Origin of the sequence: Demequina lignilytica, assembly GCF_030418305.1 — a bacterium.
GTDB lineage: Bacteria > Actinomycetota > Actinomycetes > Actinomycetales > Demequinaceae > Demequina > Demequina lignilytica.
The window spans coordinates 170788-194426 of the sequence record NZ_JAUHPX010000002.1; the positions used below are offsets into that span (position 1 = coordinate 170788).

The following is a 23639-nucleotide window of genomic DNA, read 5'->3' on the forward strand; positions in this document are numbered from 1 at the left end:
CTCGACCAAGACAGGGTCGAGCCGTCGTTACGGGTGGGTACTCATTTCGAGGTACTCATCGGATGGCCATGGGCTTTCATCCCGTCTGACTCGTGGGTGGACGCGGTCCGGGCTCGTCGACCGTGAGGCCGGTGACGTCGAGATCCGACGCGCGCAGCGCGCGCGGCAGGGCCCGTCGCCTCAGAGCCTGCGCGAGGCACTCCGGATCGGGGTGCAGCCAGGCGCCCCGGCCCGGCATGCTCCGACGATGGTCGACGACCGCACGGCCGTCCTCGATCGCCACTCGCACAAGGACCGACCGAGAGCCCCGACCCCTGCATCCCACGCACGTCCGCTGCGGCTCCTGAGGAGCGCTGGCGGCCTCGTCGGCCACACGAGACGGGTCTCTCGGTGTCACCAGTCTAGCGGCTTCCCGTCAGCGCCCGGAACCGCCGCGCCCGGGGACCTCCGGCGCCTCGTCCGAACGGATGTCGATCCGCCACCCCGTCAGGCGGGCGGCGAGGCGGGCGTTCTGGCCCTCCTTGCCGATCGCGAGCGAGAGGTGGAAGTCGGGCACGACGACGCGCGCCGCGCGCGCCTCCTCGTCGACCACGGTCACCGACACCACCCGCGACGGGGACAGCGCGTTGCCCACGAAGGTCGCGGGGTCGTCGTCCCAGTCGATGATGTCGATCTTCTCGCCGCGCAGCTCGCTCATCACGGCGCGCACGCGCGCGCCCATGGGGCCGATGCACGCGCCCTTCGCGTTGACGCCGGGCACGGTCGCGCGCACGGCCAGCTTGGTGCGGTGCCCGGCCTCGCGCGCGAGGCTCATGATCTCGACCGTGCCGTCGGCGATCTCCGGCACCTCGAGCTCGAAGAGCTTGCGGACCAGGCCCGGGTGGGTGCGCGACAGGGTGATGGACGGGCCTTTGGCGCCCCGGGCCACGTCGAGCACGAAGCCCTTGAGCCGCTCGCCGTGCACGTAGACCTCGGTAGGCACCTGCTCGTGCGGCGGCAGGATGGCCTCCACCTCGCCGAGCTGGACGTGGACGTTCTTGGGGTCCGACGACTGCTGGATGATGCCCGACACGATCTGCCCGGTCTTGCCGGCGTACTCGCCGAGCACCGCATCGTCGCCCGCCTGGCGCAGGCGCTGGAAGATCACCTGACGCGCGGTCGACGTCGCGATGCGTCCGAAGTCCGCGGGGGTGTCGTCGAACTCGGGCGCGGTCATCGGATCCTCGCCGGGCTCCACGTCCTCGCGGGCGAAGATGCTCACCTTGCCCGTCGCGCGATCAAGGTGCGCGCGGGCGTTCCGGTAGGCGCCGGGCGACTTGTGGTACGCGGAGAGGAGCGCCTGCTCGATCGCGTCGACCAGGACGTCGAGCCTGATGTCGCGCTCGCGCTCGAGCCCGCGCAGCGCCTGCATGTCGATGTCCATCAGTCCTCCGAGATCCTCTTCATCTCCACCTCGATGCGGCCGGTGCGCACCTGCGACAGCGGCACGCGCCGCTCCTCGCCGTCGACCGCCAGCACCAGGTCGTCGCCGTCCACGTCGGTCAGGCGGCCCGTGAGCGCACCGTCCTCGACGGTCAGCGTCACCAGGCGCGTCCGTGCGCGCATGAAGTGGCGGCGCTCGGTGAGCGGCCGGCTGGTCCCGGGCGTCGACACCTCGAGCACGTAGGGGTTCTCCGGCACGTTCGCCTCGTCGAGCGCGGCGCCGATCGCGCGCGACGCGTCGGCGATCCGGTCGAGGTCGGCGCTGCCGACCTCGGTCTCGGGCAGGTCGAGCGTCACGATCACGCGCGAGCGCTTGCCCGCCGCCTCCACCGTGACGTCCTCGACCACGAGCCCGGCGGACGCCGCCGCCGGGGTCGCGAGCTCGGTGATGCGGCTCGAGATGTCCATGGCATCGCCTCCCGCGCGCGGCGCGCGCTCCGTTGCTGAAATTCGGTCGGAGACCATTCTAGGGCCCTCGCGGGGGCGTGTCATGATGTGCCACGTGACCGTCTGGGCCGAGCGAACCGTCCGCTGGGGCGCCGTCGCGGCCCTGGCCGCGGCCGCGCTCTCCGGATGCTCGCTCCGCGCCGAGACGCCGCCGCTCGAGCGGCGCACGCCGCTGCCCGAGGTGGTGGTCAGGGACGATGCCGCGGTGCGGGAGCAGGCGGTCGTCGACGCCGCGTCCGACGGGTCGTCCACGCTCGCCGCGGTCGAGTCCGTCACGGCGCCCGTGCGGCTCGAGGTGCTCGGGCCGGTCTACGTCGCCACGCCCGGCGCGACGCCCTCCCCCACGCCGGTCGAGCTGAGCGACGCGGTCCTCGATGCGCGCGACGGCGCGCTCGCCGCGGCTGCGGCCACGCCCGACGAGGAGCTGGCGGTGCTGCTGCGCGCCACCGCGCTGGGGCACTCGCTCGCGCTCGCCGCCGACTTCGTCGTGACGCCCGACGGCTGGCCCGAGATGACCGAACGGCTGGCGGGCGTCGCCTCGCTGGGCGACGCGCTGACCCCGGTGGGAGACCCGAGCGTCGACTCCGACGAGCTCGCCGGGCTGGCCCTCGTGCACGACCGCGCCGCGTTCGCCTACGAGGTGGCGGCGGCGCGCGCCGCGGACGACGAGCGGACGGCGTGGCTCGAGCGGTCGGCGCTGCACCGGGCGAGGGCGGAGGCGCTGCTCGCCGTGCCCGGCGTGGAGGACCGTCGGGACGACCTGTACGACGTGCCGCCGGAGGCCGTCGCGGACACGGACGCGCGCATCGCGACGGCACGCGCCACCGAGACGGCGCTCGGCGAGCGGTACGCCGCGCTCTGGGCGAGCGTGGGCGGCCCGGAGGACGGCTGGCTGTGCAACGCCGCCTACGACGCCTACGCCGCGGCCTTCGCGCTGCCCGGCTTCGACGTGGCGGACGTGCCGGCCCTGGCCGGCGTCGCCGCCGTGTCCTGAGCCCGCCGGGCCGTCAGCCGGCCAGCGCGGCGCGGACCCGGGCGACCACCACGGCCGCCGCATCGTCCACCGGCAGGGCCTCGCTGGTCCCCTCCGCGCGGACCTTGAGCTCCACCGTGCCCTCCGCCAGCCCGCGGCCGACCACCAGGATGAACGGCGCGCCGATCAGCTCTGCGTCCTTGAACTTCACCCCGGGCGAGACCTTCGGGCGGTCGTCGTAGCAGACCTCGACGCCGGCCGCCTCGAGCTCGGTCGCGAGCGCCGCGGCCGCCTCGAACACCGACTCGTCCTTGCCCGTCGCGACCACGTGCACGTGGTACGGCGCGACCTGGACCGGCCACGTGAGGCCGAGCTCGTCGTGGTTGTTCTCCGCGAGCAGGGCGACGGCGCGGGTGACGCCGATGCCGTAGGAGCCCATGGTGACCACCTGCTGCTTGCCGTTGACGTCGAGCACGCGCAGGTCGAGCGCCTCGGCGTACTTCCGGCCGAGCTGGAAGATGTGACCGATCTCGACACCCCGCGCGAGCTCGAGCGGGCCGGAGCCGTCCGGGGCCTCGTCGCCGTCGCGGACGTCGGCGGCCTCGATGGTGCCGTCGCCCACGAAGTCGCGCCCCATGACCAGGTCGAACACGTGCCTGCCGTGCTCGTTCGCGCCCGTGATCCAGCGGGTGCCGGGGACGATCCTCGGGTCGAGCATGTACGGGATGGTCGCGTCCTCCTCGGAGAGGAACGCGACGCCCTCGGGGCGCGCCTGCGGGCCGAGCACGCCCGGGCCGATGTAGCCCTTCACCAGCTCGGGGTGCGTCTTCAGGTCGTCCTCGTTCGCGGCCTCCACCGTCGCGGGCGCGAGCGCCGCCTCGAGGCGGGTCATGTCGACGTCGCGGTCGCCGGGGACGCCGACGACGAGCAGCCCCCGCTCGCCGGCCGGGTTCGTCGCCGCGACGACCACGTTCTTGAGGGTGTCCGCGGCCGTCCACGCGCGGTCGTCGCGCGGGTGGTCCGCGTTCGCGGCGGCCACCAGGGTCTCGATCGTGGGGGTGTCGGGGGTGTCCTCCACGTGCGCGGCGGGCGCGTCGTCCCAGGCCTGCGAGGCGGGCACGGGCGTGGTGACGGCCTCCACGTTCGCGGCGTAGCCGCCGGGCGAGCGCACGAACGTGTCCTCCCCCACCTCGGTGGGCGAGAGGAACTCCTCCGACCGGGAGCCGCCCATCGCGCCCGACTGCGCCTGCACGATCACGTACTCGAGGCCCAGGCGGTCGAAGATGCGGATGTACGTCGCGCGCTGGGCCGCGTAGGACGCGTCTAGGCCCTCGTCGGTGACGTCGAAGGAGTACGAGTCCTTCATGATGAACTCGCGTCCGCGCAGGAGCCCGGCGCGAGGACGCGCCTCGTCGCGGTACTTGGTCTGGATCTGGTAGATCGTCAGCGGCAGGTCCTTGTACGACGAGTACAGGTCCTTCACCAGCAGCGTGAACATCTCCTCGTGCGTGGGCGCGAGCAGGTAGTCGCCGCCCTTGCGGTCCTGCAGCCGGAACAGGTTGGGCCCGTACTCGGTCCAGCGCTGCGTCGCCTCGTAGGGCTCGCGCGGCAGCAGCGCCGGGAAGTGGACCTCCTGGCCGCCCGCGGCATCCATCTCCTCGCGGACGATCGCCTCGACCTTGGCCAGCACCTTGAGGCCCAGCGGGAGCCAGGTGTAGATGCCCGGCGCGGCACGGCGGATGTAGCCGGCGCGGACCAGCAGCTTGTGCGACGCGACCTCGGCGTCGGCGGGGTCCTCGCGCAGCGTGCGGAGGAAGAGCGTGGACATGCGAAGCATGGGGACAAGGGTATCGGGCGTCGGGCGGGACGATGCGCGGGCCCGGGGCGGTCAGGAGCCCGCGAGCGAGTCCCGCAGCGCGACGGCACCGCGCGGGTCATCCGTGATGAGGGCGTCGATCCCGGCCGCGATCAGCTCACGCTGCTCGTGGGGGTCGTTCACCGTCCAGGCGCGGACGCCGATCCCCGAGGCGGCCAGGCCGGCGAGGATCCCGGGGCTCGCGAGCCTCGGCGCGTACGCGTGGACCGCCTCGGCGCCGAGGCGCGTCGCGAGCTGCCACGGATGCGCACGAGGCCACTGGTAGAGGGGCGCGATCCGGGCGCCGGCGTCCAGGCGGCGGATCCGCCGCAGCGCGCCGTGGTCGAAGCTGGAGTGCACGACCCGATCGGCCATCCCCGAGGCATGCATCGCCGCGAGCGCCTGCTCCTCGAGCCCGCGGTCCGGCAGGGCTCGACGCTTGAGCTCGACGTTGAGGGTGAGGGCCGTGGGCGCGAGCATCGCGTAGGCCTCGGCGAGCGTCGGGATGCGCTCGCCGTCGCCGAGGCGGACCGCCGCGAGGTCGGCGGCCGTCACGTCGCGCAGCGCGCGGACCGAGCCGTCGGCCAACGCGACGCGGGGGTCGTGGTGGATCACGAGCACGCCGTCCGCGGTGCGACGCACGTCGAGCTCGATCCCGTCCGCGCCGGCGTCGATGGCGGCCGCGAACGCCGCGAGCGTGTTCTCGGGCGCCTCGAGCCGCGCCCCGCGGTGCGCCCAGACCTGCGTCATGCCTCGAGCCTAGGCGCGCCGAAGGCGCCGACCCCTGGGGGACGGCGCCTTCGGAACGGTGCGATGCGTCTCAGATGGTCATCGACCTGCGGAACAGGAACGCGGCGAGCGCGTCACGCTTGGTCGCGGTGAACGGCCGGTAGGTGCCGTCGGACCAGCCGGTCGAGAGGCCCGCCTCGTGCATCCACACGATCGCGACACGGTGCTCGATCGAGGTGTCCGAGAGCGCGACGTCCGAGAACGGCGACGACGAGGTCGCCAGCGCGGGCGAGCCGGCCAGGCGGTACAGGAACGCGGCGATCGCGTCACGCTTCACCGGGCTCAGGGGACGGTAGGTGCCGTCCGCCCATCCGTCGGCGAGGCCCGTCTCGCTCATCCAGAAGATGGCCTTCCAGTGCTCGTTGTAGAGCGGCGAGGAGGGGTCGCCCGACACATCCGCGAACGGCGAGGCCGTCAGGGTCGGCTCCGGCGAGCCGGACTGGCGCCAGAGGAACGCGGCGAACGCGTCACGCGTGGTCTGGGCCAGGGGACGGAACTCCTGGCCGCCCGGCGTGGTCCACCCCTTCGACAGGCCGGACAGCGCCATCCAGCGGATGGCCAGCTCGTGCTCGCTGTAGCCGGCCGCGCCCTCGACGCCGGTGACGTCGACGAAGGGCTGGCAGCCCTCGGAGGGGCGCTCCGCGTTCATGAGGACGTTGTCGATCGGCAGCTGCTCGAAGCCGTTGACGGTGATCCAGCCGTAGCGGTTCGCGCCCACCGCGTCCGGGATGGTGTCGGCGGGCGAGGTGCGGGTCCACGAGGCGAGCTCGACGCCGTCGGCGTCCAGCACGGTCATGTCCACCGCGAGCACACCGGCCTCGTCGCGGAAGTCGTGCGCGAACGTGTACCAGCCGGACTCGGTGACCGTCAGGGTGTCGCCGGTCAGCGGGCTCGCGCCCACGCCGACGAAGCCCGAGTTGTTGCTCGCGCCGATGGTCCAGGAGCCGGCTCCCGCCGACTGCGCGTGGAAGATGTAGTCCCGCTGGTGAGCGCCGTCCGAGCCGTTGGCGGCCACCGACCAGTCGAACTGGTCGAGCGAGCCGCCGGTGGCGACGTCCACGTCCAGGTAGAAGTCCGCCGACGCGGTCCAGCCGCCGGCAGGGAAGGTGTCGCCGTAGCCCCCGAAGCGGGTGAACTGGTACGCGTAGTCGCCGTCGTCCAGGTTCTGGGCCGCGATCGCGTAGAAGCAGCCCGAGGCGGCGTCGAGGCCGGAGATGCCGCTCATCGCGCGGGTGACGCCGATGACACCGTCGGTCGAGTCGTCGGAGGCGGCGATGCTGGCGGCGTCCTCGAAGCCGTACAGGGCCGTCGGGGCGGCGGAGGTCGCCAGCGCCGGTGCGCCGGCGGCGACGAGGCCGGCGGCGCCCAGGGTGGTGGCGAGGATTCCCGCGAGGGCGCGGGAATGCGTGTGCTTCATGGTGATCCCCTCAGATCATGCGCGCGCGGCGCAGACCCGGGTGGGCCGGTGCGTCGCTGCGCGCGGTTGGTGAGTGGAATCTATGGCCCGCGGATGACGAATGGTTGGCGAACAGCGAAATAACCACGTCAGTGTGATGAAGCCCATATCCGACGGTTGTCGGATGTCCGAAACGCCTAGAACATCACGGTGGCGAAGGTGCCGACCCGCGCGAGGCCCACCGCCTCGTACGCCCGGATCGCCGCGGGGTTGAAGTCGTTGACGTAGAGCGACACCGTCGGGGCGATCGATCGCCGCACCGCGTCGATCACGCCGCCGAGGCCCGCGCGGGCGAGCCCGCGCCCGCGCAGCCGGGGGTGCACCCAGACGCCCTGCAGCTGCGCGACTCCCCCGGCGACGGCGCCGACCTCCGCCTTGAAGACCACCTCGCGCCTGCCGTCGATCGTGCCGAGCTGCAGGAACGAGCGTCCCGAGCGGACCAGGAAGCGCAGCCGCTCCTCGTAGGCGGCCCTGCCGTGGGCGAGCGGGTCGTAGCCGACCTCGCCGATGAACATGTGGACGCACGCGGGCAGCAGCAGGTCGTAGTCGTCGAGCGTGGCGCGGCGCACGGCGTCCAGGGCGAGTCCCGCATCGTCCACCCCCGCGACCCTCACCGGGGCGCCGGAGATCGCCATCGAGAGCTGGCGCGGGCGGAGCTCCCGCTCCGGTCCCCACCACGGCTCGACCCGGCCCCACAGGTCGAGCACGGTCTCGGAAGGACCGACGATCGCTGCGGGGCGGGTGAGCCGGCCCACCGCGGCGGCGGCCACCTCGGCGCGCATCGCCTCCGACTCCTCCGACGCGTCCGCGGGGAGGACCGGGCACAGGTTCGCGCCGTTCCACACGAGCGCGACCAGCTCCGCCCTGAGTCCCGCGCGTCGACGCACCGCCCACATGGAGGTGGGCGTCACGCCCGAGTCGCGCGCCATCTCGAGGTGCATCAGCGGCACCACGTTCGCCACCGGGTCGGCCCCGGCGATCTCGAGCGCCTGCGCGAGCTCCCGTCGCTGCAGGGGCGCCAGCGAGTGCTGCGCGCGCCTGAGCAGCGAGTCGGTCATGTCAGCTCGGCACCACCAGCGGCGACGCGCCCTCGACGGGCTCCATCGTCTCGGCGATCTTCATCGCCTCCTCGATGAGCGTCTCCACGATCTGGGACTCCGGCACGGTCTTGATGACCTCGCCCTTCACGAAGATCTGGCCCTTGCCGTTGCCGGAGGCCACGCCGAGGTCCGCCTCGCGTGCCTCGCCCGGGCCGTTCACCACGCAGCCCATGACGGCGACGCGCAGCGGCACCTCCATGCCCTCGAGCCCGGCGGTGACCTTCTCCGCGAGCTCGTAGACGTCCACCTGCGCACGCCCGCAGGACGGGCAGGAGACGATCTCGAGCTTGCGAGGCCGCAGGTTGAGCGCCTGGAGGATCTGGATCCCGACCTTGACCTCCTCGACGGGCGGGGCGGACAGCGACACGCGGATGGTGTCGCCGATGCCCTGCGCGAGGAGCGCGCCGAACGCGGTCGCGGACTTGATGGTGCCCTGGAACGCGGGACCGGCCTCCGTCACGCCGAGGTGCAGCGGCCAGTCGCCTCGCTCGCTCAGCATCTCGTAGGCGCGGACCATGACCACCGGGTCGTTGTGCTTGACGGAGATCTTGAAGTCGTGGAAGTCGTGCTCCTCGAACAGGCTCGCCTCCCACACCGCGGACTCGACGAGCGCCTCCGCCGTGGGCTTGCCGTACTTGTCGAGCAGGCGCTTGTCGAGGGAGCCCGCGTTGACGCCGATGCGGATCGACGTGCCGTGGTCCTTCGCCGCCTGCGCGATCTCCTTGACCTGGTCGTCGAACCTCTTGATGTTGCCCGGGTTGACGCGCACCGCGGCGCAGCCGGCCTCGATCGCGGCGAACACGTACTTGGGCTGGAAGTGGATGTCCGCGATCACCGGGATGTTCGACTTGCGCGCGATCGGCGCGAGCGCGTCGGCATCGTCCTGCGTCGGGCAGGCGACGCGGACGATGTCGCAGCCCGACGCGGTCAGCTCGGCGATCTGCTGCAGCGTCGCGTTCACGTCGTGCGTCTTGGTGGTGCACATCGACTGCACGCTGATGGGCGCGTCGCCGCCGACGTACACGTCGCCGACCTTGATCTTGCGCGTCCTGCGCCGGGGCGCGAGGACGGGGGCGGGCATGGCGGGCATTCCGAGTCCGATGGCGGTCACGGTGTCAGTATCTCCCAACGGTCGAGGGCGGACGGATCACACCACGCTGACGGGCGCGACGATGTCCGCGTAGATGAGGACGACGCCCATGACGAGCAGCAGCGCGAAGACCCCGTACGCGAGGGGCATCATGCGCGCCACGTCCACGGGCGCGGGGCGCGGCAGGCCGCGCACCTTGGCGTAGGCGTTCTTGACGGCCTGCCACAGCGCCGAGGCGATGTGGCCGCCGTCGAGCGGCACCAACGGGATCATGTTGAAGGCGAAGAGCGCGAGGTTGAGGCCGCCGAGCAGCATGAGCATGTCCGCCACGCGCTCGCCGATCGTGTAGCCGGGCGCCTCGAGGGAGGAGATCTCGCCGGCGACCCGGCCCACGCCGACGATCCCCATGACGGAGTCGGTGGTGCGCTCCTCGAGGCCGACGGCGGCGCGGGCGACGTCCCACACGCGCTGCGGGAGGTGGATCACCACGTCCGCGGTGGTGGCGAGCACCTCGCCCGTGTACGCGAGGCCGGCGGTCGCGCTGCGCTCCATCGCGATCTCCGGGTAGATGCCCATGTAGCCGACCGTCTCGGTGACCACGGCGCCGGACGCATCCGTGACGACGGCGCCGTCGTCGTCGGTCACGGCGCGCTCCCGCTCCGCGGGGGTGAGGTCGAGCGTCACGGCCTCGCCGTCGCGCAGCACCGTCAGCTCGAGGTCCTCCCCCGGGCGGGCGCCGACGTACGCGGTGAGGTCCTCCCACTCGGTCATCTCGACGCCGTCGACGGCCGTGATGGTGTCGCCGGCCTGCAGGCCGGACTGCGAGGCGGGCGACGCCGGGTCGGCCGCGGTGCAGTCGGATGCGCCCACGGCGGGGACGCACGCCGTCACCTGGGAGACGGTGAGGGTCGGCGTGGTCGGGGTGCCCATGACCGCCATGACGCCGGTGAAGATCAGCACGGCGAGCAGCAGGTTCACGAACGGGCCGCCGAACATCACGATCGCCTTGCGCCACCAGGTCAGGTGGTAGAAGGCGCGGTGGTCCTCGCCCTCGCGGATCTCCTCGACCGCGGCCTCACGCGTGTCGGCGATGATCCGGGCGATGCGCCCGGTGCCGCGCACCGGCTTCACCGCGGTCTCCGGCGGGATCATCCCCACCAGCCTGACGTAGCCGCCGAGGGGGATCGCCTTGACGCCGTACTCCGTCTCCTTGCCGCGGCGCGACCACAGGGTGGGCCCGAAGCCCACGAAGTACTCGCTCACGCGCACGCCGAACCTCTTCGCCGGGATCATGTGACCCAGCTCGTGCAACGCGATCGAGACGAGCAGCCCCACGATCAGGACCGCCCAGCCCAGCACCTCAGCCATGTCTCCTACCTTGCTCCCTGCGCCGCGATCGCGCCACGGGCGCGTTCCCGCGCCCATCTCTCGGCCTCGTCGACGGCGTCGAGATCGACGGTCGCCGGGGCGTCGTACGCCTCCACAACGCTTCTGACGGTGTCAACGATCCCGAGGAACGGCAGCATTCCCTCGACGAAGGCCTGCACGCACTCCTCGTTCGCCGCGTTCAGCACGGCCGGGTGGAGGGACGATGCGGCGAGCGCGTCGCGCATGAGACGCACCGCCGGGAACGCGACCTCGTCGAGCGGCTCGAACGTCCACGACTGCGCCCGGGTCCAGTCGAGGCGCGGCGCCACGTCGGGCAGGCGGTCGGGCCAGCTGAGACCGAGCGCGATGGGCAGCCGCATGTCGGGCGGCGACGCCTGCGCGATGGTCGCGCCGTCGACGAACTCGACCATCGAGTGCACGATCGACTGGGGATGCACCACCACGTCGATGCGGTCGAGCGGGATCCCGAACAGCAGGTGCGCCTCCGCGACCTCGAGCGCCTTGTTCACCATCGACGCCGAGTTGATGGTGACCACGGGCCCCATGTCCCAGTTGGGGTGCGCGAGGGCGTCGGCGGGCGTGACGTCCGCGAGCGAGGCCCGGCTGCGACCCCGGAAGGCGCCGCCCGAGGCCGTCACCACCAGGCGCCTCACCTCGCCGTGCGATCCCGCGCGCAGGCACTGCGCGAGCGCCGAGTGCTCCGAGTCGACGGGCACGATCTGGTCGGGCCGCCGCTTCGCTGCTTCGACGAGCGCACCCCCGGCGATCAGCGACTCCTTGTTCGCCAGCGCGAGCGTCGAGCCCGACTCGAGCGCGGCGAGGGTCGGGCGCAGGCCGACCGAGCCGGTCATGCCGTTGAGCACCACGTCGGCGCCGAGCCGCGCGGCCTCGACCACGGCCGCGGCACCGCCGCGGACGTCCACCCCGGCGACTCCCGCATCGTCCAGGCCCGCGCGGACGGCGTCCGCGGCCGACTCGCGGGCGACGGCGACGTAGCGGGGACGATGCGCGATCGCCTGCGCGATCACCGCGTCGGGGTCCGCTCCCCCGGCCGCGAGCGCGATGACGTCGAAGGCGTCGGGGTGGCGGTCGACGACGTCGAGCGCCTGCGTCCCGATCGAACCGGTCGAGCCGAGCAGGGCGACGGTGCGGGTCATCCCTCGTCGACGCCGAGCAGGATGTCGACCATGCGGGCGAGGAACGCGTCCACGGTCGGCTCGTCGTAGGCGCGCGAGCCGCGGCCGGACTTGAACGTCGCGGACCGGACCTCGTCGGCGGTCAGCGGCGCGCCGCGGTCGAAGAACGAAGTGACGCGCGCGAGCAGCTCGTCGACGTCGCTCGCACGGTAGCCGCGTCCCATCCCCGAGGGGTGGGCGAACCGCTCGCCCGCGGGCCGACGCAGCCGCGGGTAGAGGGTCTGGGCCCGGCTCGCGAGCTCCTGCATCCACGCGTCCTTGCCGTGCTGGCGGACGAACGCGTCGCGCTGCCGGCCCACGAACGCGAGCTCGAGCCGGTCGAGCGCGGAGTCGACCGCGGCGGTCTGGTAGCCGCCGTGCTTGAGGTCGAACGCCGTCCGCCGCACCTCGAGGGGGCCGAGCGCGGTCTCCGGGGTGCCGGACTGCTCGTACGCGGCGCGCGCCTTGTCGAAGAACTCCTCGACCTGATGCGGGTGATAGCCCAGCTTCAGCGCTCCGACCTTGGGGAACAGGCTCGTCGTCATCATCTCTCCTTGATCGCCAGCTGCCCGCAGGCGCCATCGATGTCGCTTCCCCGAGTATCCCTGATGGTGGTCGGAATCCCGTGCATTCGGAGGATGCGGACGAACTCCTGCTCGACCTTCGGGTCCGACGCGGTCCACTTCGAGCCGGGCGTCGGGTTGAGCGGGATGGGGTTGACGTGGACCCAGCCGTCGCCGCGGGCGGTGAGCTTCTGCGCGAGGAGCTCGGCGCGGTGGGCGTGGTCGTTGATGTCGCGGATGAGCGCGTACTCGATGCTCACGCGGCGTCCGGTGGCGTCGAAGTAGCGGCGTGCGGCGTCGAGCGCCTCGTCGACCTTCCAGCGCGCGTTGATCGGCACCAGCTCGTCGCGGAGCTCGTCGTCCGGGGCGTGGAGGCTGAGCGCGAGGGTGACGGGGATACCCTCGGCCGCGAGGCGGTCGATGCCCGTCACCAGGCCCACCGTCGACACCGTGACGTGGCGCGCGGACAGGCCGAAGCCCTCCGGCGGCGGGCTCGTGAGCGCGCGCACCGCGGTGATGACGGCGGCGTAGTTGGCGAGCGGCTCGCCCATGCCCATGAACACCACGTTCGACAGGCGCACGGGGTCGCCGCCCAGCTCGCCGTCGCGGGCCTGCTTGGCGGCGAGGCGCACCTGCTCGACGATCTCGCCGGCGGACAGGTTCCGCGTGAGGCCCATCTGGCCGGTCGCGCAGAACGGGCAGGCCATGCCGCAGCCGGCCTGGCTCGTGACGCACAGGGTCGCGCGGTCGGGGTACTTCATCAGCACCGACTCGACCTTGGCGTTGTCGATGAGGTTCCACAGCGTCTTGACCGTCTCTCCGCCGTCGGCGGCGAGGGAGGTGACCTTGGTCAGGAGCGGCGGGAACAGCTCGGCGGCCAGGTCCTCGCGCGCGGCCGCGGGCAGGTCCGTCATGTCGTCCGCCTCGACCGTGAGGTGGTCGTAGTAGTGCGTCGCGAGCTGCTTGGCGCGGAACTTGGGCTGCCCGAGCTGGGCGAGCGCCTCGACACGCTCGGCGGCGTCGAGGTCGGCGAAGTGGCGCGGCGGCTTGCCGCGACGCGGGGCGAGCATGGGGAGCAGAGGATGCTGGGTCATCGGGTTCCGATCAGCAGGGCGAAGACGATGTACGCGACGGCGGCGGCGGGCAGGAGCGAGTCGAGCCTGTCCAGGATGCCCCCATGGCCGGGGATCGCGCTCGACATGTCCTTCACGGCGATGTCGCGCTTGAGGGCGGACTCGGCCAGGTCGCCGAGCACGGCGGCGACCACGCAGGCCGCACCGACGGCCGCGCCGAGCCACCAGCGCCCGTCGAACAGGTAGAAGCTCAGGACGGCGGAGCCGATGATGCCGAAGGCGGCACCGCCGATCGCGCCCTCCCAGGTCTTCTTGGGGCTGACGCGCGGCGCGAGCTTGCGGCGGCCGAACAGCATCCCGGTGAACAGCGCGAAGGTGTCGTTGAGGACCACCGCGACGATCACGACGAGCACACGGCGCCAGCCGTCGTCGGCGAGCTCGAGCAGCACCAGGAAGGACGCGAGGAACGGGATCCACGCGAGGGTGAAGATGCCGACCAGGGAGTCCGCGAGCGTGTTCTCCACACGGTCGTCGACGATCCGCCAGGCGATCACGCCGGCGCAGGCGACCAGCAGCGCGACCACGAGGCCCTCGCCGCGCCCGAACACGGTCGCGACGCCCATCCCGAGCGTCGCCAGCAGCACCGGCACCACGGACACGTGGAGACCGAGCCGGCCGAGCGCGTGCCGCCACTCGAGCACGGCGGCCACCGCGAAGGCGTACACCACGGCGGTGAACACCAGGGGGTGGTAGATCGCGGCGGCGATCGCGCCGACGCCGAGCACGACCCCCGTCGCGGTCGCGAGCCACAGGTTGCGGCCCGCGCGCGGGGGCGCCGGCACCGGCAAGGCCTCCGTGGACGGGACGTCGAGGTCCACGGGGTCGACCGCATCGTCCTCGCCCGCCCGGTGCGGCGCCTCGGCCGCGACGGCCGCGGCCACGCGCGCGGACACCTGCTCGGCGGCGTGCGCGACCGGAGCGGTCTCGGGGGCGTGCTCGACGGCCGCGTCGGCGGGCGGCAGCGGCTCGAGCTCGACCTCCGCGTGCCCCGCCGGGGTCACCTGGGTCACCGGCGCGAAGGGGCTGCCGTCGGAGACGACAGGGGCGTCCTCCGGGGTGGGGGGATCCGCCTGGCGGCGGCGTCCCCACCTCATCGGACGCCCTGACGTGAGGTCGTGACCGTCATCAGACCTCGAGCAGCTCGCTCTCCTTGTGCGCGAGGAGCGCGTCGATCGCGTCGACGTGCTTCTTGGTGAGGGCGTCGAGCTCCTTCTCGGCGCGCGCGCCCTCGTCCTCACCCACCTCGCCGTCCTTGACGGAGGCGTCGATCAGATCCTTGGCCTTGCGGCGCATGTTGCGGAGCGTCACGCGGGACTCCTCCGCCTTGGACTTCGCGAGCTTGACGTAGTCGCGGCGGCGCTCCTCCGTGAGCTGCGGGAGGTTGACGCGCAGCACCTTGCCGTCGTCCGTGGGGTTCACCCCGAGGTCCGAGTTCCGCAGCGCGGTCTCGATCTCCTTCTTGGCGCTCACGTCGTAGGGCGAGATCACCACGGAGCGCGCCTCGACCACCTGGATGGAGGCGAGCTGCTGCAGCGGGGTGGGGGCGCCGTAGTAGTCGACGGCGATGTTCGCGAACATCGCCGAGGACGCCTGCCCGGTGCGGATGGACGCGAAGTTGCTCTTCGCGACCTCCACCGCGTTGTCCATGTTCTCCTCGGCCTCGAGGAGGATCATCTCAGTCACGCAAGTCTCCTTAAGAGGGACGGGCTCACGCCGTCACCCGGGTTCCAATCCTCTCACCCAGCAGGGCGCGAGTCACATTTCCAGGCGTGTCGAGGCCGAACACCTGCATGGGCATCCGGTTGTCCATCGCGAGGGAGAACGCCGCGGCGTCCATGACGGCGAGACGCTTCTGCAGCGCCTCGGCGTAGGTGACGTGCTCCAGGCGCTCCGCGTCGGGGTCCTTGCGCGGGTCGGCGGTGTAGACCGCGTCGACTCCGTTCTTGCCCATCAGCACCTCGGAGCAGCGGGTCTCGAGGGCGCGCTGGAGGGAGACGGTGTCGGTCGAGAAGTAGGGCATGCCGGCGCCCGCGCCGAAGATCACCACGCGGCCCTTCTCCATGTGACGGATGGCGCGCAGCGGCAGGTAGGACTCCGCGACCTGGCCCATGGTGATGGCGGTCTGGACGCGGGTGGTGACGCCCGCCTGCTCGAGGAAGTCCTGGAGGGCGAGGGCGTTCATGACGGTGCCCAGCATGCCCATGTAGTCGGCGCGCGAGCGCTCCATGCCCCGCTCGGACAGCTCGGCGCCGCGGAAGAAGTTGCCGCCGCCGACCACGACCGCGACCTGCACGCCCTGGTGGACGGCGTCCGCGATCTCGCGCGCCACGCGGCTCACGACGTCCGGGTCGAGGCCGAGCTGGCCCCCGCCGAACATCTCGCCGGAGAGCTTGAGAAGCACGCGGCGCGCCGCCTGGGGCTCCGTGCCCGGGATCAGATCGCTGGTCTCGGTCACGGAATCCTCCTGACGGCGCGCCGCGCCTTGGTCATCTATGGGTGAAGCTGGGTCCTAGGCTCCCACACGGAAGCGCGCGAAGGAAACGAGCGCGCCACCCGTGGCGTCCACGACCTTGCCGACCGTGGTCTTGGGGTCCTTGGCGAACGCCTGCTCGACGAGCACGTTCTCCTTGAACCAGCCGTTGAGGCGGCCCTCGACGATCTTCGGCAGCGCGGCCTCGGGCTTGCCCTCCGCACGCGACACCTCCTCGGCGACGCGACGCTCGTTCTCCACGACGTCCGCCGGAGCGTCCTCACGGGTGAGGTACGCGGGCGAGTACGCCGCGGTGTGCATCGCGACGTCCTTGGCCACCGAGGCGGCCTTGGCGTCCGAGCCCACGAGGACGCCCACCTGGGCGGGCAGGTCCTTGTTGGTGCGGTGGAGGTACTCGGTCACGACCGGGGCCTCGACGCGCGCCACGCGGCGCAGCACGACCTTCTCGCCGAGCGTGCCGGCGGCCTCGTCGATGAACGCCTGGACGGTCTTGCCGTCGATGTCGGCGGCCAGCGCGGCCTCGGCCGAGTCGGCGCCGGCCGCGGCCGCCGCGTCGAGCACGGCGTTCGCGAGCGTGATGAACTTGTCGTTCTTCGCGACGAAGTCGGTCTCCGAGTTGAGCTCGAGCAGGGTGCCGACCTGAGCGCCCTCGTCACCCTCGATCTTGGTGATGACGAGGCCCTCGGAGGCCGCGCGGCCCTCGCGCTTCGCGACGCCCTTCAGGCCCTTGATGCGCAGGATCTCGACGGCCTTCTCCTGGTCGCCGTCCGCCTCGTCGAGCGCCTTCTTGACGTCGAGCATGCCGGCGCCGGTGCGCTCGCGGAGCGCCTGGATGTCGGCAACGGTGTAGTTGGCCATGTGAGGGGTCCTTACTTCTCGTCGGCCGCGACCACGGGGGTCTCGGCGTCAGCGGTGGTCTCGGCGGGGGCCTCGGCAGCCTCGGCGGCGGGCGCCTCGGCGGCCTTCTCCTCGGCCTTCGCGCCGTCCAGGAGCTCCTGCTCCCACTCGGCGAGGGGCTCCTCGCCCGCCTCGGCCTCGGCGCCGGTGGCGGCCGAGCCCGAGTGACGCAGGCGGATGCCCTCCGCGACGGCGTCGGCGATCACGCGGGTGAGCAGGCCCACCGAGCGGATGGCGTCGTCGTTGCCGGGGATGCCGTAGGCGACCTGGTCCGGGTCGCAGTTCGAGTCGAGGATGCCGACGACCGGGACGCCGAGCTTCTTCGCCTCGTCGACCGCGAGGTGCTCCTTGTTGGTGTCGACGATCCACACGACCGAGGGGACCTTGGCCATGTCGCGGATGCCGCCGAGGGTCTTGTCGAGCTTCTCCATCTCGCGACGGAGGCCCAGGAGCTCCTTCTTGGTGCGGCCCGAGCCGGCGACGTCGTCGAAGTCGATCTCCTCGAGCTCCTTGAGGCGCTGCACGCGCTTGCTGACCGTCTGGAAGTTGGTCAGCATGCCGCCGAGCCAGCGCTCGTTCACGTAGGGCATGCCCACGCGCTTGGCCTGCTCGGCGATCTGCTCCTGCGCCTGGCGCTTGGTGCCGACGAACAGCACGGTGCCGCCGTGGGCGACGGTGTCGCGCACGAACTCGTAGGCGGCGTCGATCTTGGACAGCGACTGCTGAAGGTCGATGATGTAGATGCCGTTGCGCTCGGTGAAGATGAAGCGCTTCATCTTGGGGTTCCAGCGGCTGGTCTGGTGTCCGAAGTGGACACCCGAGTCGAGCAGCTGGCGCATGGTCACGACGGCCATGGCTCATCCTTGTCCGCACGCGCACGCGCGTGCCTGGTGTGGGGGCGCACGGGGCGCCCATGTTCGGTTGACGATGCGGGCCGGGAGGCTCGCATCCCTGGCGCCAACGCGGTCGGGCACCGATTGCTCGGACCTCGCCCTTCCGGCGCGTCCCCTCACGGGGGCGCGAATGGCGCGCGATGTCATCCGGGCATGCCGGATGCGGGATCAATGGTACCTGAGGGTGGCGGCCACGCGCGACCGCCGACCGATGTCCCCCGCCCGCGAAGGCGGACGGCTCGTCCCCGGGCCGCGGCGGCGGCGCCCCGGCGCCACCGGGGCGACCGCAGCATCGTCCCATGAGGATCCGTCCCCGCCGTCGCGGAGCGGCCGCCGCGCTGGTCGCGCTCGCGCTCGCCGTCACCGCCGTCGGCGCCACCGCGCCGGCGGGACGGGCGGTCGCGCCGGGGCCGGTCGAGGAGGCCGCTCCGGTGCTCGACGCACCGGTCCAGCCGCTGCGCGCCGCGGGCCTGTTCGACCCTCCCGCGCGGCCGTGGCTGCCGGGGCACCGCGGGCTCGACCTGATCGCGGTCGTGGGCGCCCCGGTGCTCTCCCCCGGCGCCGGCGTCGTGACGTTCGCGGGACGGGTGGTGGACCGCGGCGTGGTGACCGTCGACCACGGGTCGCTGCGATCGTCCCTCGAGCCCGTCGACGCGCACGTCGCGGCGGGCACGGCCGTGCAGGCGGGCGAACCGGTGGGCGTGGTCGGGTCGGAGCCGGGGCATTGCGCCCCGACGACCTGCCTGCACTGGGGCGTGCGCGCGGGCGACGCCTACGTCGACCCGCTCGACGTGCTGCGCGGCTACGGCCCGATCATCCTGCTGCCGGACCGGTAGGCGATGCGGCCCCGATCAGTCGAAGGCGCCGGTCCGCACCAGGGTCTCGCGCAGCTTCTTCACCGCGGCCGAATGGATCTGCGACACGCGCGACTCCGTCACGCCGAGGATCTCGCCGATCTGCGCCAGCGTGAGGTTCTCGTAGTAGTAGAGGCGCAGCACCTCCTGCTCGCGGTCGCGCACGCCCTGCACGGCGACCGCCAGGAGCGAGGAGCGCTCCCGCGCCTCGAGGGCATGGTGCGTCGCCCCGAGCATCCCCGCGCCGAGCGTCGGGATCGGCCGCGTGTCGGGCTCCACGGGCATGCCGTCGAGCGCCGCGACATGGGACAGTGCGACCTGCGCGCGAACGGTGCGCACCTCCGCCGTGGCCCAGCCGAGGTGCTCGGCCACGTCCTCGTCCGTCACGGGGCGCAGCAGCTGCTGCTCGAGCGTGCGCGTCGCGTGCTCGAGGGTGCGCGCCTTCGACCGCACCGACCTCGGCACCCAGTCCGCCGCCCGCAGCTCGTCGATGATCGCCCCGCGGATGCGCGTGGCCGCGTAGGTCTCGAACTTGAACCCGCGCTCGGCCTCGAACTTCTCCACGGCGTCGATCAGGCCGAACATGCCGTACGAGACCAGGTCGCCGAGCTCGACCGTGTCGGGCAGCTTCGCGATCACGCGGGTCGCGACCTGGGTGACGAGCGGGGCGTAGTGGGTGATGAGCGCGTCCCGGGCGGCGGCGCGGCGGTCGCCCTCGCCCGCCATCGCCTCCCACCACGGCGCGGTGTCGACGGTCCTCAGGGCGACGGGACGGTCGGGCTCGACCTCGGACAGGAGCGTGTTCAGCTCGGACATGGTGGCGTCTCCCTCTAGGCGCGCGGGTGGGCGAGTTGGTAGGCGGCGCGCAGCCGCTCCGCGGTGACGTGGGTGTAGCGCTGGGTGGTGGACAGGCTGGCGTGCCCGAGGACCTCCTGGACCGACCTCAGGTCGGATCCCCCCGAGAGCAGGTGGGTCGCGGCGGTGTGCCGCAGCGCGTGGGGCGCGACCTCCTCGACCCCGGCGAGACGGCAGAGCTCGTGGACTGCCTCGCGGACCTGGCGCTGGTTGACGCGCTGTCCACGCCGGCCGAGCAGCAGCGCCGCGTCGGTCGACTCGGAGACGAGCAGCGGTCGCCCGCGCTCCAGCCACTGCTCGATCGCGCGGGCCGCGGGCTGGCCGAACGGCACCATCCGCTCCTTGCCGCCCTTGCCCATCACCCTCACCAGGCGCTGGGCCAGGTCGACGTCACCGATCTCGACCCCCGCGAGCTCGCCCACGCGCATGCCGGTCGCGTAGAGCAGCTCGACGGCGGCCCAGTCGCGCAGGTGGAGCGGGTCGCCGTCATCGGCGCGGGTGCCCGCGAGCTCGAGGAGCGCCAGGACGTCGGCGTTCGACAGCACGGTCGGCAGCGTCGAGGCCGGCCGCGCCGAGGCGAGCCGCAGCGCGGGGTTGGGGACGATGCGTCCGGTCTCCTCGGCCCACCCGAAGAACGTGCGCGCGGCGGCCCCCCGCCGCGCCAGCGTGGTCCGGGACAGCCCCTCCGCGTGCATCGAGGCGAGCCAGGCGCGCAGATCAGCGAGCGTCGCGGCCGTCAGCGCCACGTCCGGATCGCCGTCGGCGTCGAGGTGGCGGGTGAGGTGGCTCAGATCGCCCAGGTACGCGCGCACCGTGTTGCCCGAGAGTCCGCGCTGGTGGCGCAGAAACCCCTCGTACGAGCGCAGAAGGTCGCTCGCGGTGGCGATGTCCATGGTCGACATGGCCACACCATGGCACCGTCACACCTGTCAAATCAATACCTTCAGTCACATTTGTCACATGATTCACACCTGACACACATGGTTTGCATGGGAATGTCCGATTTATCAGGGCGAAAGGCGGTGCCACCGCCCGTCGCGGAGCTCCACGAGCCCTCGCAGGCTCAGGCCGCCGAGCGCGGCCTGCGCCTGGCCCCCGGTCAGGCCCGCGGCGCGCGCGATCGCGTCGGTGGTCGAACCGCGCGCACCGATCCCGGCGTGGGCCGCGCGCTCCTGCGCGCTGCCGAAGTCGGTGCGGCCGTCGCTCCCGACTGCGGCCGGCTCGTCGACCTCCCCGAGGGGAGCGGCGAGTTCGAGCGCCTCGCCGGGACCGGTCACCAGCACGGCCGCGCCGGCCCGGATCAGGGCGTGGCATCCGGCGGACGCCCCCGAGGTCACCGGACCGGGCACGGCCCCGACCGGACGCGCGAGCTCCGACGCGTGGCGGGCCGTGTTGAGCGCGCCCGACCGGGCAGCGGCCTCCACCACGATCGTGGCCGACGCCGCGGCGATCAGCCGGTTGCGGCTCAGGAAGCGGTGCCGCATGGGGGCGCGGCCCGGCGGCTGCTCCGAGACCACGGCGCCGCACGCCACGACCTGCTCGAGCATGCGTGTGTTGCCCGCTGGGTAGAGTCGGTCGACCCCTCCCGCCAGGACGGCGATCGGCGCACCGACGCAGGCGAGCGTCGCGCGATGCGCGGCCGCGTCGATCCCGTACGCTCCCCCGCTGATGACGGCGATGCCGCGCGCCGCCGCCTCGGCGGCGATCGCTCCCGCCACGTGCTCGCCGTACGCCGTCGCGGCCCGCGCCCCCACGAGCGCGATCGAGCGCGACCAGCTCGCCGCCGGATCGAGCTCACCGCGGATCCAGAGTGCGAACGGAGCAGCCGCGCCGAGCCGGTCGAGCGCCGGCGGCCATCCGCGCCCACCGCGCGTGACGAGGCGCGCCCCCAGCAGGTCCGCCCGCTCTCGTAGCGCACGCGGATCCGCCTCGGGCAGCCGCGCGACCCATCGGGGCAGCGCCCCCACCAGCGCGTCCCGCTGCTTCCGATCGAGCGCGGGAGGGCTCAGGAGCACGCCGGACCCGGCGCAGCTGCGCACCCAGGCGAGTGCCTCCGTCGCACCGAGGGCGGCGACGATCCCGAGCGCGAGCGGGTCGTCCGGCTCCGCGAGCGCGCTCCACGCCACGAGCGCCGAGGCCTCGGTGCCGGTCCCGTCGCTCACGCCGTCACCCCCTGCCGCAGCACGAGCGCCCGAGCCACGTGGTCCCGCCGCGGCGACTCGACGCCGTCCAGATCCGCCAGCGTCCAGGCGACCCGGAGCACGCGGTCGAACCCCCGTCCCGTGAGGGTGCCCCTCTCCACCGCGCGGAACAGGTCGGTGGTGACCGCGCGTGAGGTCACGGTCCTGAGCCACGGGCCCGGCGCCCGCGCCGACACCCGGATGCCGAGCTCTGCCAGGCGCGCGGCGCCCGCCGCCCGCGCGGTTGCGACCCGGGAGGCCACCGTCGCCGAGTCCTCGCCGCGCTCGGTATCCGCGGCTCCGACGGGGAGGAGCGCGACCTGGAGGTCGACCCGGTCCAGGAGCGGACCGGAGAGGCGGCCGAAGTACCGGCGTCGCGCGAGCGGCGTGCACTCGCAGCGTGCCCCGGGTGCGCCGAGCTGACCGCAGGGGCACGGGTTCGCCGCGAGCACGAGCTGGAAGCGCGCCGGGTAGCGCACCGCTCCCTGCGCGCGGTGCAGCACGATCTGACCGCTCTCGAGCGGCTGGCGCAGCGTCTCGAGCACCCGCACGGGGAACTCGGGCGCCTCGTCGAGGAAGAGGACGCCCGCATGCGCGCGCGAGATCGCCCCCGGCCGCGCGATCCCGGACCCGCCGCCGACGATCGCGACGGTCGACGCGGTGTGGTGAGGCGCCTCGAGCGGGGGCCGGCGCAGGAGGCCCCCGGCGGCGTCGAACGTCCCGGCGAGCGAGTGGATGCCGGTGGCCGCGAGCGCGTCCGGGTCGTCGAGGGGCGGCAGGATGCCGGGCAGGCGTTCGGCGAGCATCGTCTTGCCGGCGCCCGGCGGTCCGACCATGAGCAGGTGGTGCCCCCCAGCGGCTGCGACCTCGATCGCCATGCGCGCGTCCGCCTGCCCCCGCACGTCGGCGAGGTCGAGGTCGGGCGGCGTGGCGCTCGGCGGCCGTCGCGCGAGCACCGGCTCGACCGCGGCGGGGCTCGCGTCGCCGCCGAGCGCCCGCAGCACGGCCGCGAGGGTCGCCTCGGCACGGACCGTCGCCCCGGGGACCAGCAGCGCCTCGTCCCGGTTCCCCGCCGGCACCACCACGTCGCGCGCACCCGCCTCGACCGCGGCCGCGACCGCGGGGAGGACGCCGCGCACGGGGCGGATCCGTCCGTCGAGGCCGAGCTCGCCGAGGAGCATCAGCCGCCCGGCCCGGCGCGCGTCGATCCGACCGCCCGCCGCGAGCACCGCGGTCGCGATGGCGAGGTCCGTGGTCGAGCCCGACTTGGGCAGCGACGCCGGCGAGAGGTTCACGGTGACCCGGCCGCGCGGCCACTCCATCCCCGAGGACGCGACGGCCGCTCGCACCCGCTCCTTCGACTCCGCGAGGGAGGCGTCCGGGAGGCCGACGATGGTGAAGGCGGGCAGTCCCGCGGCGGCGTGCGCCTCCACGTCGATCACGTGACCGGACAGCCCGGTGAGCACGACCGAGCGGGCCCGCCCGATCATCCGACGTCACGCAGGTGCTCGACCACCGGCGGGCCCGACCGCGGGAGCGTGACCGCGACCACGTCGATGCGGGCGCCGTCGAACGCACGGTCCTGGGACGCGAGCCACGCTCCCGCGAGGAGCCGGAGCCTGCGCAGCTTCGCCGGCGTCACCGCGGCGACGGCGCCTCCGTAGGCCTCGGAGCGCCGGGTCTTCACCTCGACGAACACCGCGTCGCGGCCGTCGACCGCCACCAGGTCGAGCTCGCCGAGCGCGCACCGCCAGTTGGTCGCGAGCACCTCCCAGCCGTGCTCCCGGAGCCGCCGCTCCGCGAGCCGCTCCCCGAACCGCCCCACCGCATCCTTGAGCGCCATGGCACCTCCCGCGACCACGATGCGGGAGCCACCGTTCACCGGCACTCGCAGCGCCCACACCGGTGGACAGCGTCGGCGGCGGGGCCTCCGGGGGACATCGGCGTCCCCCACGCAACGGCGACGACGCCCCGAGGCGACCCTCGCCTCGTCACTCCCAGGCGAGGGCGAGGCGAC

24 protein-coding genes are annotated in these 23639 nt (G+C 73.1%); 2 read left to right on the plus strand and 22 right to left on the minus strand.

Features of this window, described 5'->3' with window-relative positions:
• Positions 1–76: 76 nt before the first annotated feature.
• Genes QQX10_RS04115 through rimP form a run of 3 tightly spaced genes read right to left on the minus strand, consistent with a single transcriptional unit; the run spans position 77 to position 1890 of the window.
• Positions 77–397, minus strand: coding sequence for a YlxR family protein (locus tag QQX10_RS04115; protein ID WP_367281255.1), 321 nt, complete (start codon positions 395–397; stop codon positions 77–79).
• Between the two features lie 18 nt (positions 398–415).
• Positions 416–1423: a transcription termination factor NusA gene (gene nusA / locus QQX10_RS04120; RefSeq protein ID WP_301118418.1), complete on the minus strand. Its 1008-nt coding sequence runs from the start codon at positions 1421–1423 to the stop codon at positions 416–418.
• Positions 1423–1890 carry a ribosome maturation factor RimP gene (gene rimP / locus QQX10_RS04125; protein ID WP_301118419.1) on the minus strand — a complete coding sequence of 156 codons (468 nt, stop codon included), beginning with the start codon at positions 1888–1890 and terminating at the stop codon, positions 1423–1425. Before rimP ends, nusA begins: the two co-directional genes overlap by 1 nt.
• A gap of 94 nt (positions 1891–1984) precedes the next feature.
• Here rimP and QQX10_RS04130 point away from each other — a divergent pair, with 94 nt between their 5' ends.
• Complete coding sequence (locus QQX10_RS04130) at positions 1985–2923, plus strand: hypothetical protein (protein WP_301118420.1); 939 nt, start codon at positions 1985–1987, stop codon at positions 2921–2923.
• A 13-nt stretch (positions 2924–2936) separates the two neighbouring features.
• Here QQX10_RS04130 and QQX10_RS04135 read toward each other — a convergent pair whose 3' ends face one another.
• The 14 genes from QQX10_RS04135 to rpsB all read right to left on the minus strand — a co-directional run bounded on the left by QQX10_RS04135 (position 2937) and on the right by rpsB (position 17694).
• Positions 2937–4730: a proline--tRNA ligase gene (locus tag QQX10_RS04135; protein WP_301118619.1), complete on the minus strand. Its 1794-nt coding sequence runs from the start codon at positions 4728–4730 to the stop codon at positions 2937–2939.
• Between the two features lie 60 nt (positions 4731–4790).
• Positions 4791–5507 carry a glycerophosphodiester phosphodiesterase gene (locus QQX10_RS04140; RefSeq protein ID WP_301118421.1) on the minus strand — a complete coding sequence of 239 codons (717 nt, stop codon included), beginning with the start codon at positions 5505–5507 and terminating at the stop codon, positions 4791–4793.
• Positions 5508–5577: 70 nt separating this feature from the next.
• Positions 5578–6963: an S-layer homology domain-containing protein gene (locus QQX10_RS04145; protein WP_301118422.1), complete on the minus strand. Its 1386-nt coding sequence runs from the start codon at positions 6961–6963 to the stop codon at positions 5578–5580.
• Positions 6964–7139: 176 nt separating this feature from the next.
• Complete coding sequence (locus QQX10_RS04150; protein ID WP_301118423.1) at positions 7140–8060, minus strand: GNAT family N-acetyltransferase; 921 nt, start codon at positions 8058–8060, stop codon at positions 7140–7142.
• Between the two features lies 1 nt (position 8061).
• Positions 8062–9192, minus strand: a complete 1131-nt coding sequence (gene ispG, locus QQX10_RS04155; RefSeq protein WP_301118620.1) for a flavodoxin-dependent (E)-4-hydroxy-3-methylbut-2-enyl-diphosphate synthase — start codon at positions 9190–9192, stop codon at positions 8062–8064.
• A gap of 57 nt (positions 9193–9249) precedes the next feature.
• Positions 9250–10560 carry a M50 family metallopeptidase gene (locus QQX10_RS04160; protein ID WP_301118424.1) on the minus strand — a complete coding sequence of 437 codons (1311 nt, stop codon included), beginning with the start codon at positions 10558–10560 and terminating at the stop codon, positions 9250–9252.
• 5 nt (positions 10561–10565) lie between these two features.
• A complete protein-coding gene (gene dxr / locus QQX10_RS04165; protein WP_301118425.1) occupies positions 10566–11738 on the minus strand; it encodes a 1-deoxy-D-xylulose-5-phosphate reductoisomerase in 1173 nt (390 codons plus the stop codon).
• A complete protein-coding gene (locus QQX10_RS04170) occupies positions 11735–12301 on the minus strand; it encodes a DivIVA domain-containing protein (RefSeq protein WP_301118426.1) in 567 nt (188 codons plus the stop codon). Before QQX10_RS04170 ends, dxr begins: the two co-directional genes overlap by 4 nt.
• A complete protein-coding gene (gene rlmN, locus QQX10_RS04175; RefSeq protein ID WP_301118427.1) occupies positions 12301–13413 on the minus strand; it encodes a dual-specificity RNA methyltransferase RlmN in 1113 nt (370 codons plus the stop codon). The genes QQX10_RS04170 and rlmN overlap by 1 nt, the downstream gene beginning before the upstream one ends.
• Positions 13410–14546, minus strand: coding sequence for a phosphatidate cytidylyltransferase (locus QQX10_RS04180; protein WP_301118428.1), 1137 nt, complete (start codon positions 14544–14546; stop codon positions 13410–13412). Before QQX10_RS04180 ends, rlmN begins: the two co-directional genes overlap by 4 nt.
• Positions 14547–14577: 31 nt before the next feature.
• Positions 14578–15126, minus strand: coding sequence for a ribosome recycling factor (gene frr / locus QQX10_RS04185; protein ID WP_436968576.1), 549 nt, complete (start codon positions 15124–15126; stop codon positions 14578–14580).
• Between the two features lie 34 nt (positions 15127–15160).
• Positions 15161–15907 carry a UMP kinase gene (gene pyrH, locus QQX10_RS04190; RefSeq protein ID WP_301118430.1) on the minus strand — a complete coding sequence of 249 codons (747 nt, stop codon included), beginning with the start codon at positions 15905–15907 and terminating at the stop codon, positions 15161–15163.
• A 54-nt stretch (positions 15908–15961) separates the two neighbouring features.
• A complete protein-coding gene (gene tsf, locus QQX10_RS04195; protein WP_301118431.1) occupies positions 15962–16801 on the minus strand; it encodes a translation elongation factor Ts in 840 nt (279 codons plus the stop codon).
• An 11-nt stretch (positions 16802–16812) separates the two neighbouring features.
• Positions 16813–17694 (minus strand): 30S ribosomal protein S2, encoded by an 882-nt coding sequence (gene rpsB, locus QQX10_RS04200; protein WP_301118432.1) that lies wholly within the window; start codon positions 17692–17694, stop codon positions 16813–16815.
• Positions 17695–18032: 338 nt separating this feature from the next.
• On the opposite strand from rpsB, the gene QQX10_RS04205 reads away from it, so the two are divergent.
• Positions 18033–18569 carry a murein hydrolase activator EnvC family protein gene (locus QQX10_RS04205; RefSeq protein WP_301118433.1) on the plus strand — a complete coding sequence of 179 codons (537 nt, stop codon included), beginning with the start codon at positions 18033–18035 and terminating at the stop codon, positions 18567–18569.
• 15 nt (positions 18570–18584) lie between these two features.
• On the opposite strand, the gene QQX10_RS04210 is transcribed toward QQX10_RS04205, so the two are convergent.
• From QQX10_RS04210 to QQX10_RS04230, 5 genes are all read right to left on the minus strand, one after another.
• Positions 18585–19403 (minus strand): sigma-70 family RNA polymerase sigma factor, encoded by an 819-nt coding sequence (locus QQX10_RS04210; protein ID WP_301118434.1) that lies wholly within the window; start codon positions 19401–19403, stop codon positions 18585–18587.
• A 14-nt stretch (positions 19404–19417) separates the two neighbouring features.
• Complete coding sequence (locus tag QQX10_RS04215) at positions 19418–20344, minus strand: tyrosine recombinase XerC (RefSeq protein ID WP_367281256.1); 927 nt, start codon at positions 20342–20344, stop codon at positions 19418–19420.
• A 105-nt stretch (positions 20345–20449) separates the two neighbouring features.
• Positions 20450–21604, minus strand: a complete 1155-nt coding sequence (gene dprA, locus QQX10_RS04220; RefSeq protein WP_301118435.1) for a DNA-processing protein DprA — start codon at positions 21602–21604, stop codon at positions 20450–20452.
• Positions 21601–23112, minus strand: a complete 1512-nt coding sequence (locus QQX10_RS04225; RefSeq protein ID WP_301118436.1) for a YifB family Mg chelatase-like AAA ATPase — start codon at positions 23110–23112, stop codon at positions 21601–21603. The genes dprA and QQX10_RS04225 overlap by 4 nt, the downstream gene beginning before the upstream one ends.
• Positions 23109–23525, minus strand: coding sequence for a YraN family protein (locus QQX10_RS04230; protein ID WP_367281257.1), 417 nt, complete (start codon positions 23523–23525; stop codon positions 23109–23111). The genes QQX10_RS04225 and QQX10_RS04230 overlap by 4 nt, the downstream gene beginning before the upstream one ends.
• Between the last annotated feature and the right edge of the window lie 114 nt (positions 23526–23639).

What these genes read in the sequence shown, in the direction of transcription:
- ispG (WP_301118620.1), bottom strand. Translation starts at nt 9,192, where the DNA reads ATGCCCGCCATGCCCGCCCCCGTCCTCGCGCCCCGGCGCAGGACGCGC.
- QQX10_RS04150 (WP_301118423.1), bottom strand. Translation starts at nt 8,060, where the DNA reads ATGACCGACTCGCTGCTCAGGCGCGCGCAGCACTCGCTGGCGCCCCTG.
- frr (WP_436968576.1), bottom strand. Translation starts at nt 15,126, where the DNA reads ATGATCCTCCTCGAGGCCGAGGAGAACATGGACAACGCGGTGGAGGTC.
- QQX10_RS04140 (WP_301118421.1), bottom strand. Translation starts at nt 5,507, where the DNA reads ATGACGCAGGTCTGGGCGCACCGCGGGGCGCGGCTCGAGGCGCCCGAG.
- QQX10_RS04145 (WP_301118422.1), bottom strand. Translation starts at nt 6,963, where the DNA reads ATGAAGCACACGCATTCCCGCGCCCTCGCGGGAATCCTCGCCACCACC.
- rlmN (WP_301118427.1), bottom strand. Translation starts at nt 13,413, where the DNA reads ATGACCCAGCATCCTCTGCTCCCCATGCTCGCCCCGCGTCGCGGCAAG.
- QQX10_RS04210 (WP_301118434.1), bottom strand. Translation starts at nt 19,403, where the DNA reads ATGTCCGAGCTGAACACGCTCCTGTCCGAGGTCGAGCCCGACCGTCCC.
- QQX10_RS04180 (WP_301118428.1), bottom strand. Translation starts at nt 14,546, where the DNA reads ATGAGGTGGGGACGCCGCCGCCAGGCGGATCCCCCCACCCCGGAGGAC.
- QQX10_RS04215 (WP_367281256.1), bottom strand. Translation starts at nt 20,344, where the DNA reads ATGTCGACCATGGACATCGCCACCGCGAGCGACCTTCTGCGCTCGTAC.
- QQX10_RS04170 (WP_301118426.1), bottom strand. Translation starts at nt 12,301, where the DNA reads ATGACGACGAGCCTGTTCCCCAAGGTCGGAGCGCTGAAGCTGGGCTAT.
- tsf (WP_301118431.1), bottom strand. Translation starts at nt 16,801, where the DNA reads ATGGCCAACTACACCGTTGCCGACATCCAGGCGCTCCGCGAGCGCACC.
- QQX10_RS04160 (WP_301118424.1), bottom strand. Translation starts at nt 10,560, where the DNA reads ATGGCTGAGGTGCTGGGCTGGGCGGTCCTGATCGTGGGGCTGCTCGTC.
- dxr (WP_301118425.1), bottom strand. Translation starts at nt 11,738, where the DNA reads ATGACCCGCACCGTCGCCCTGCTCGGCTCGACCGGTTCGATCGGGACG.
- QQX10_RS04225 (WP_301118436.1), bottom strand. Translation starts at nt 23,112, where the DNA reads ATGATCGGGCGGGCCCGCTCGGTCGTGCTCACCGGGCTGTCCGGTCAC.
- rimP (WP_301118419.1), bottom strand. Translation starts at nt 1,890, where the DNA reads ATGGACATCTCGAGCCGCATCACCGAGCTCGCGACCCCGGCGGCGGCG.
- QQX10_RS04135 (WP_301118619.1), bottom strand. Translation starts at nt 4,730, where the DNA reads ATGTCCACGCTCTTCCTCCGCACGCTGCGCGAGGACCCCGCCGACGCC.
- nusA (WP_301118418.1), bottom strand. Translation starts at nt 1,423, where the DNA reads ATGGACATCGACATGCAGGCGCTGCGCGGGCTCGAGCGCGAGCGCGAC.
- rpsB (WP_301118432.1), bottom strand. Translation starts at nt 17,694, where the DNA reads ATGGCCGTCGTGACCATGCGCCAGCTGCTCGACTCGGGTGTCCACTTC.
- QQX10_RS04205 (WP_301118433.1), top strand. Translation starts at nt 18,033, where the DNA reads ATGAGGATCCGTCCCCGCCGTCGCGGAGCGGCCGCCGCGCTGGTCGCG.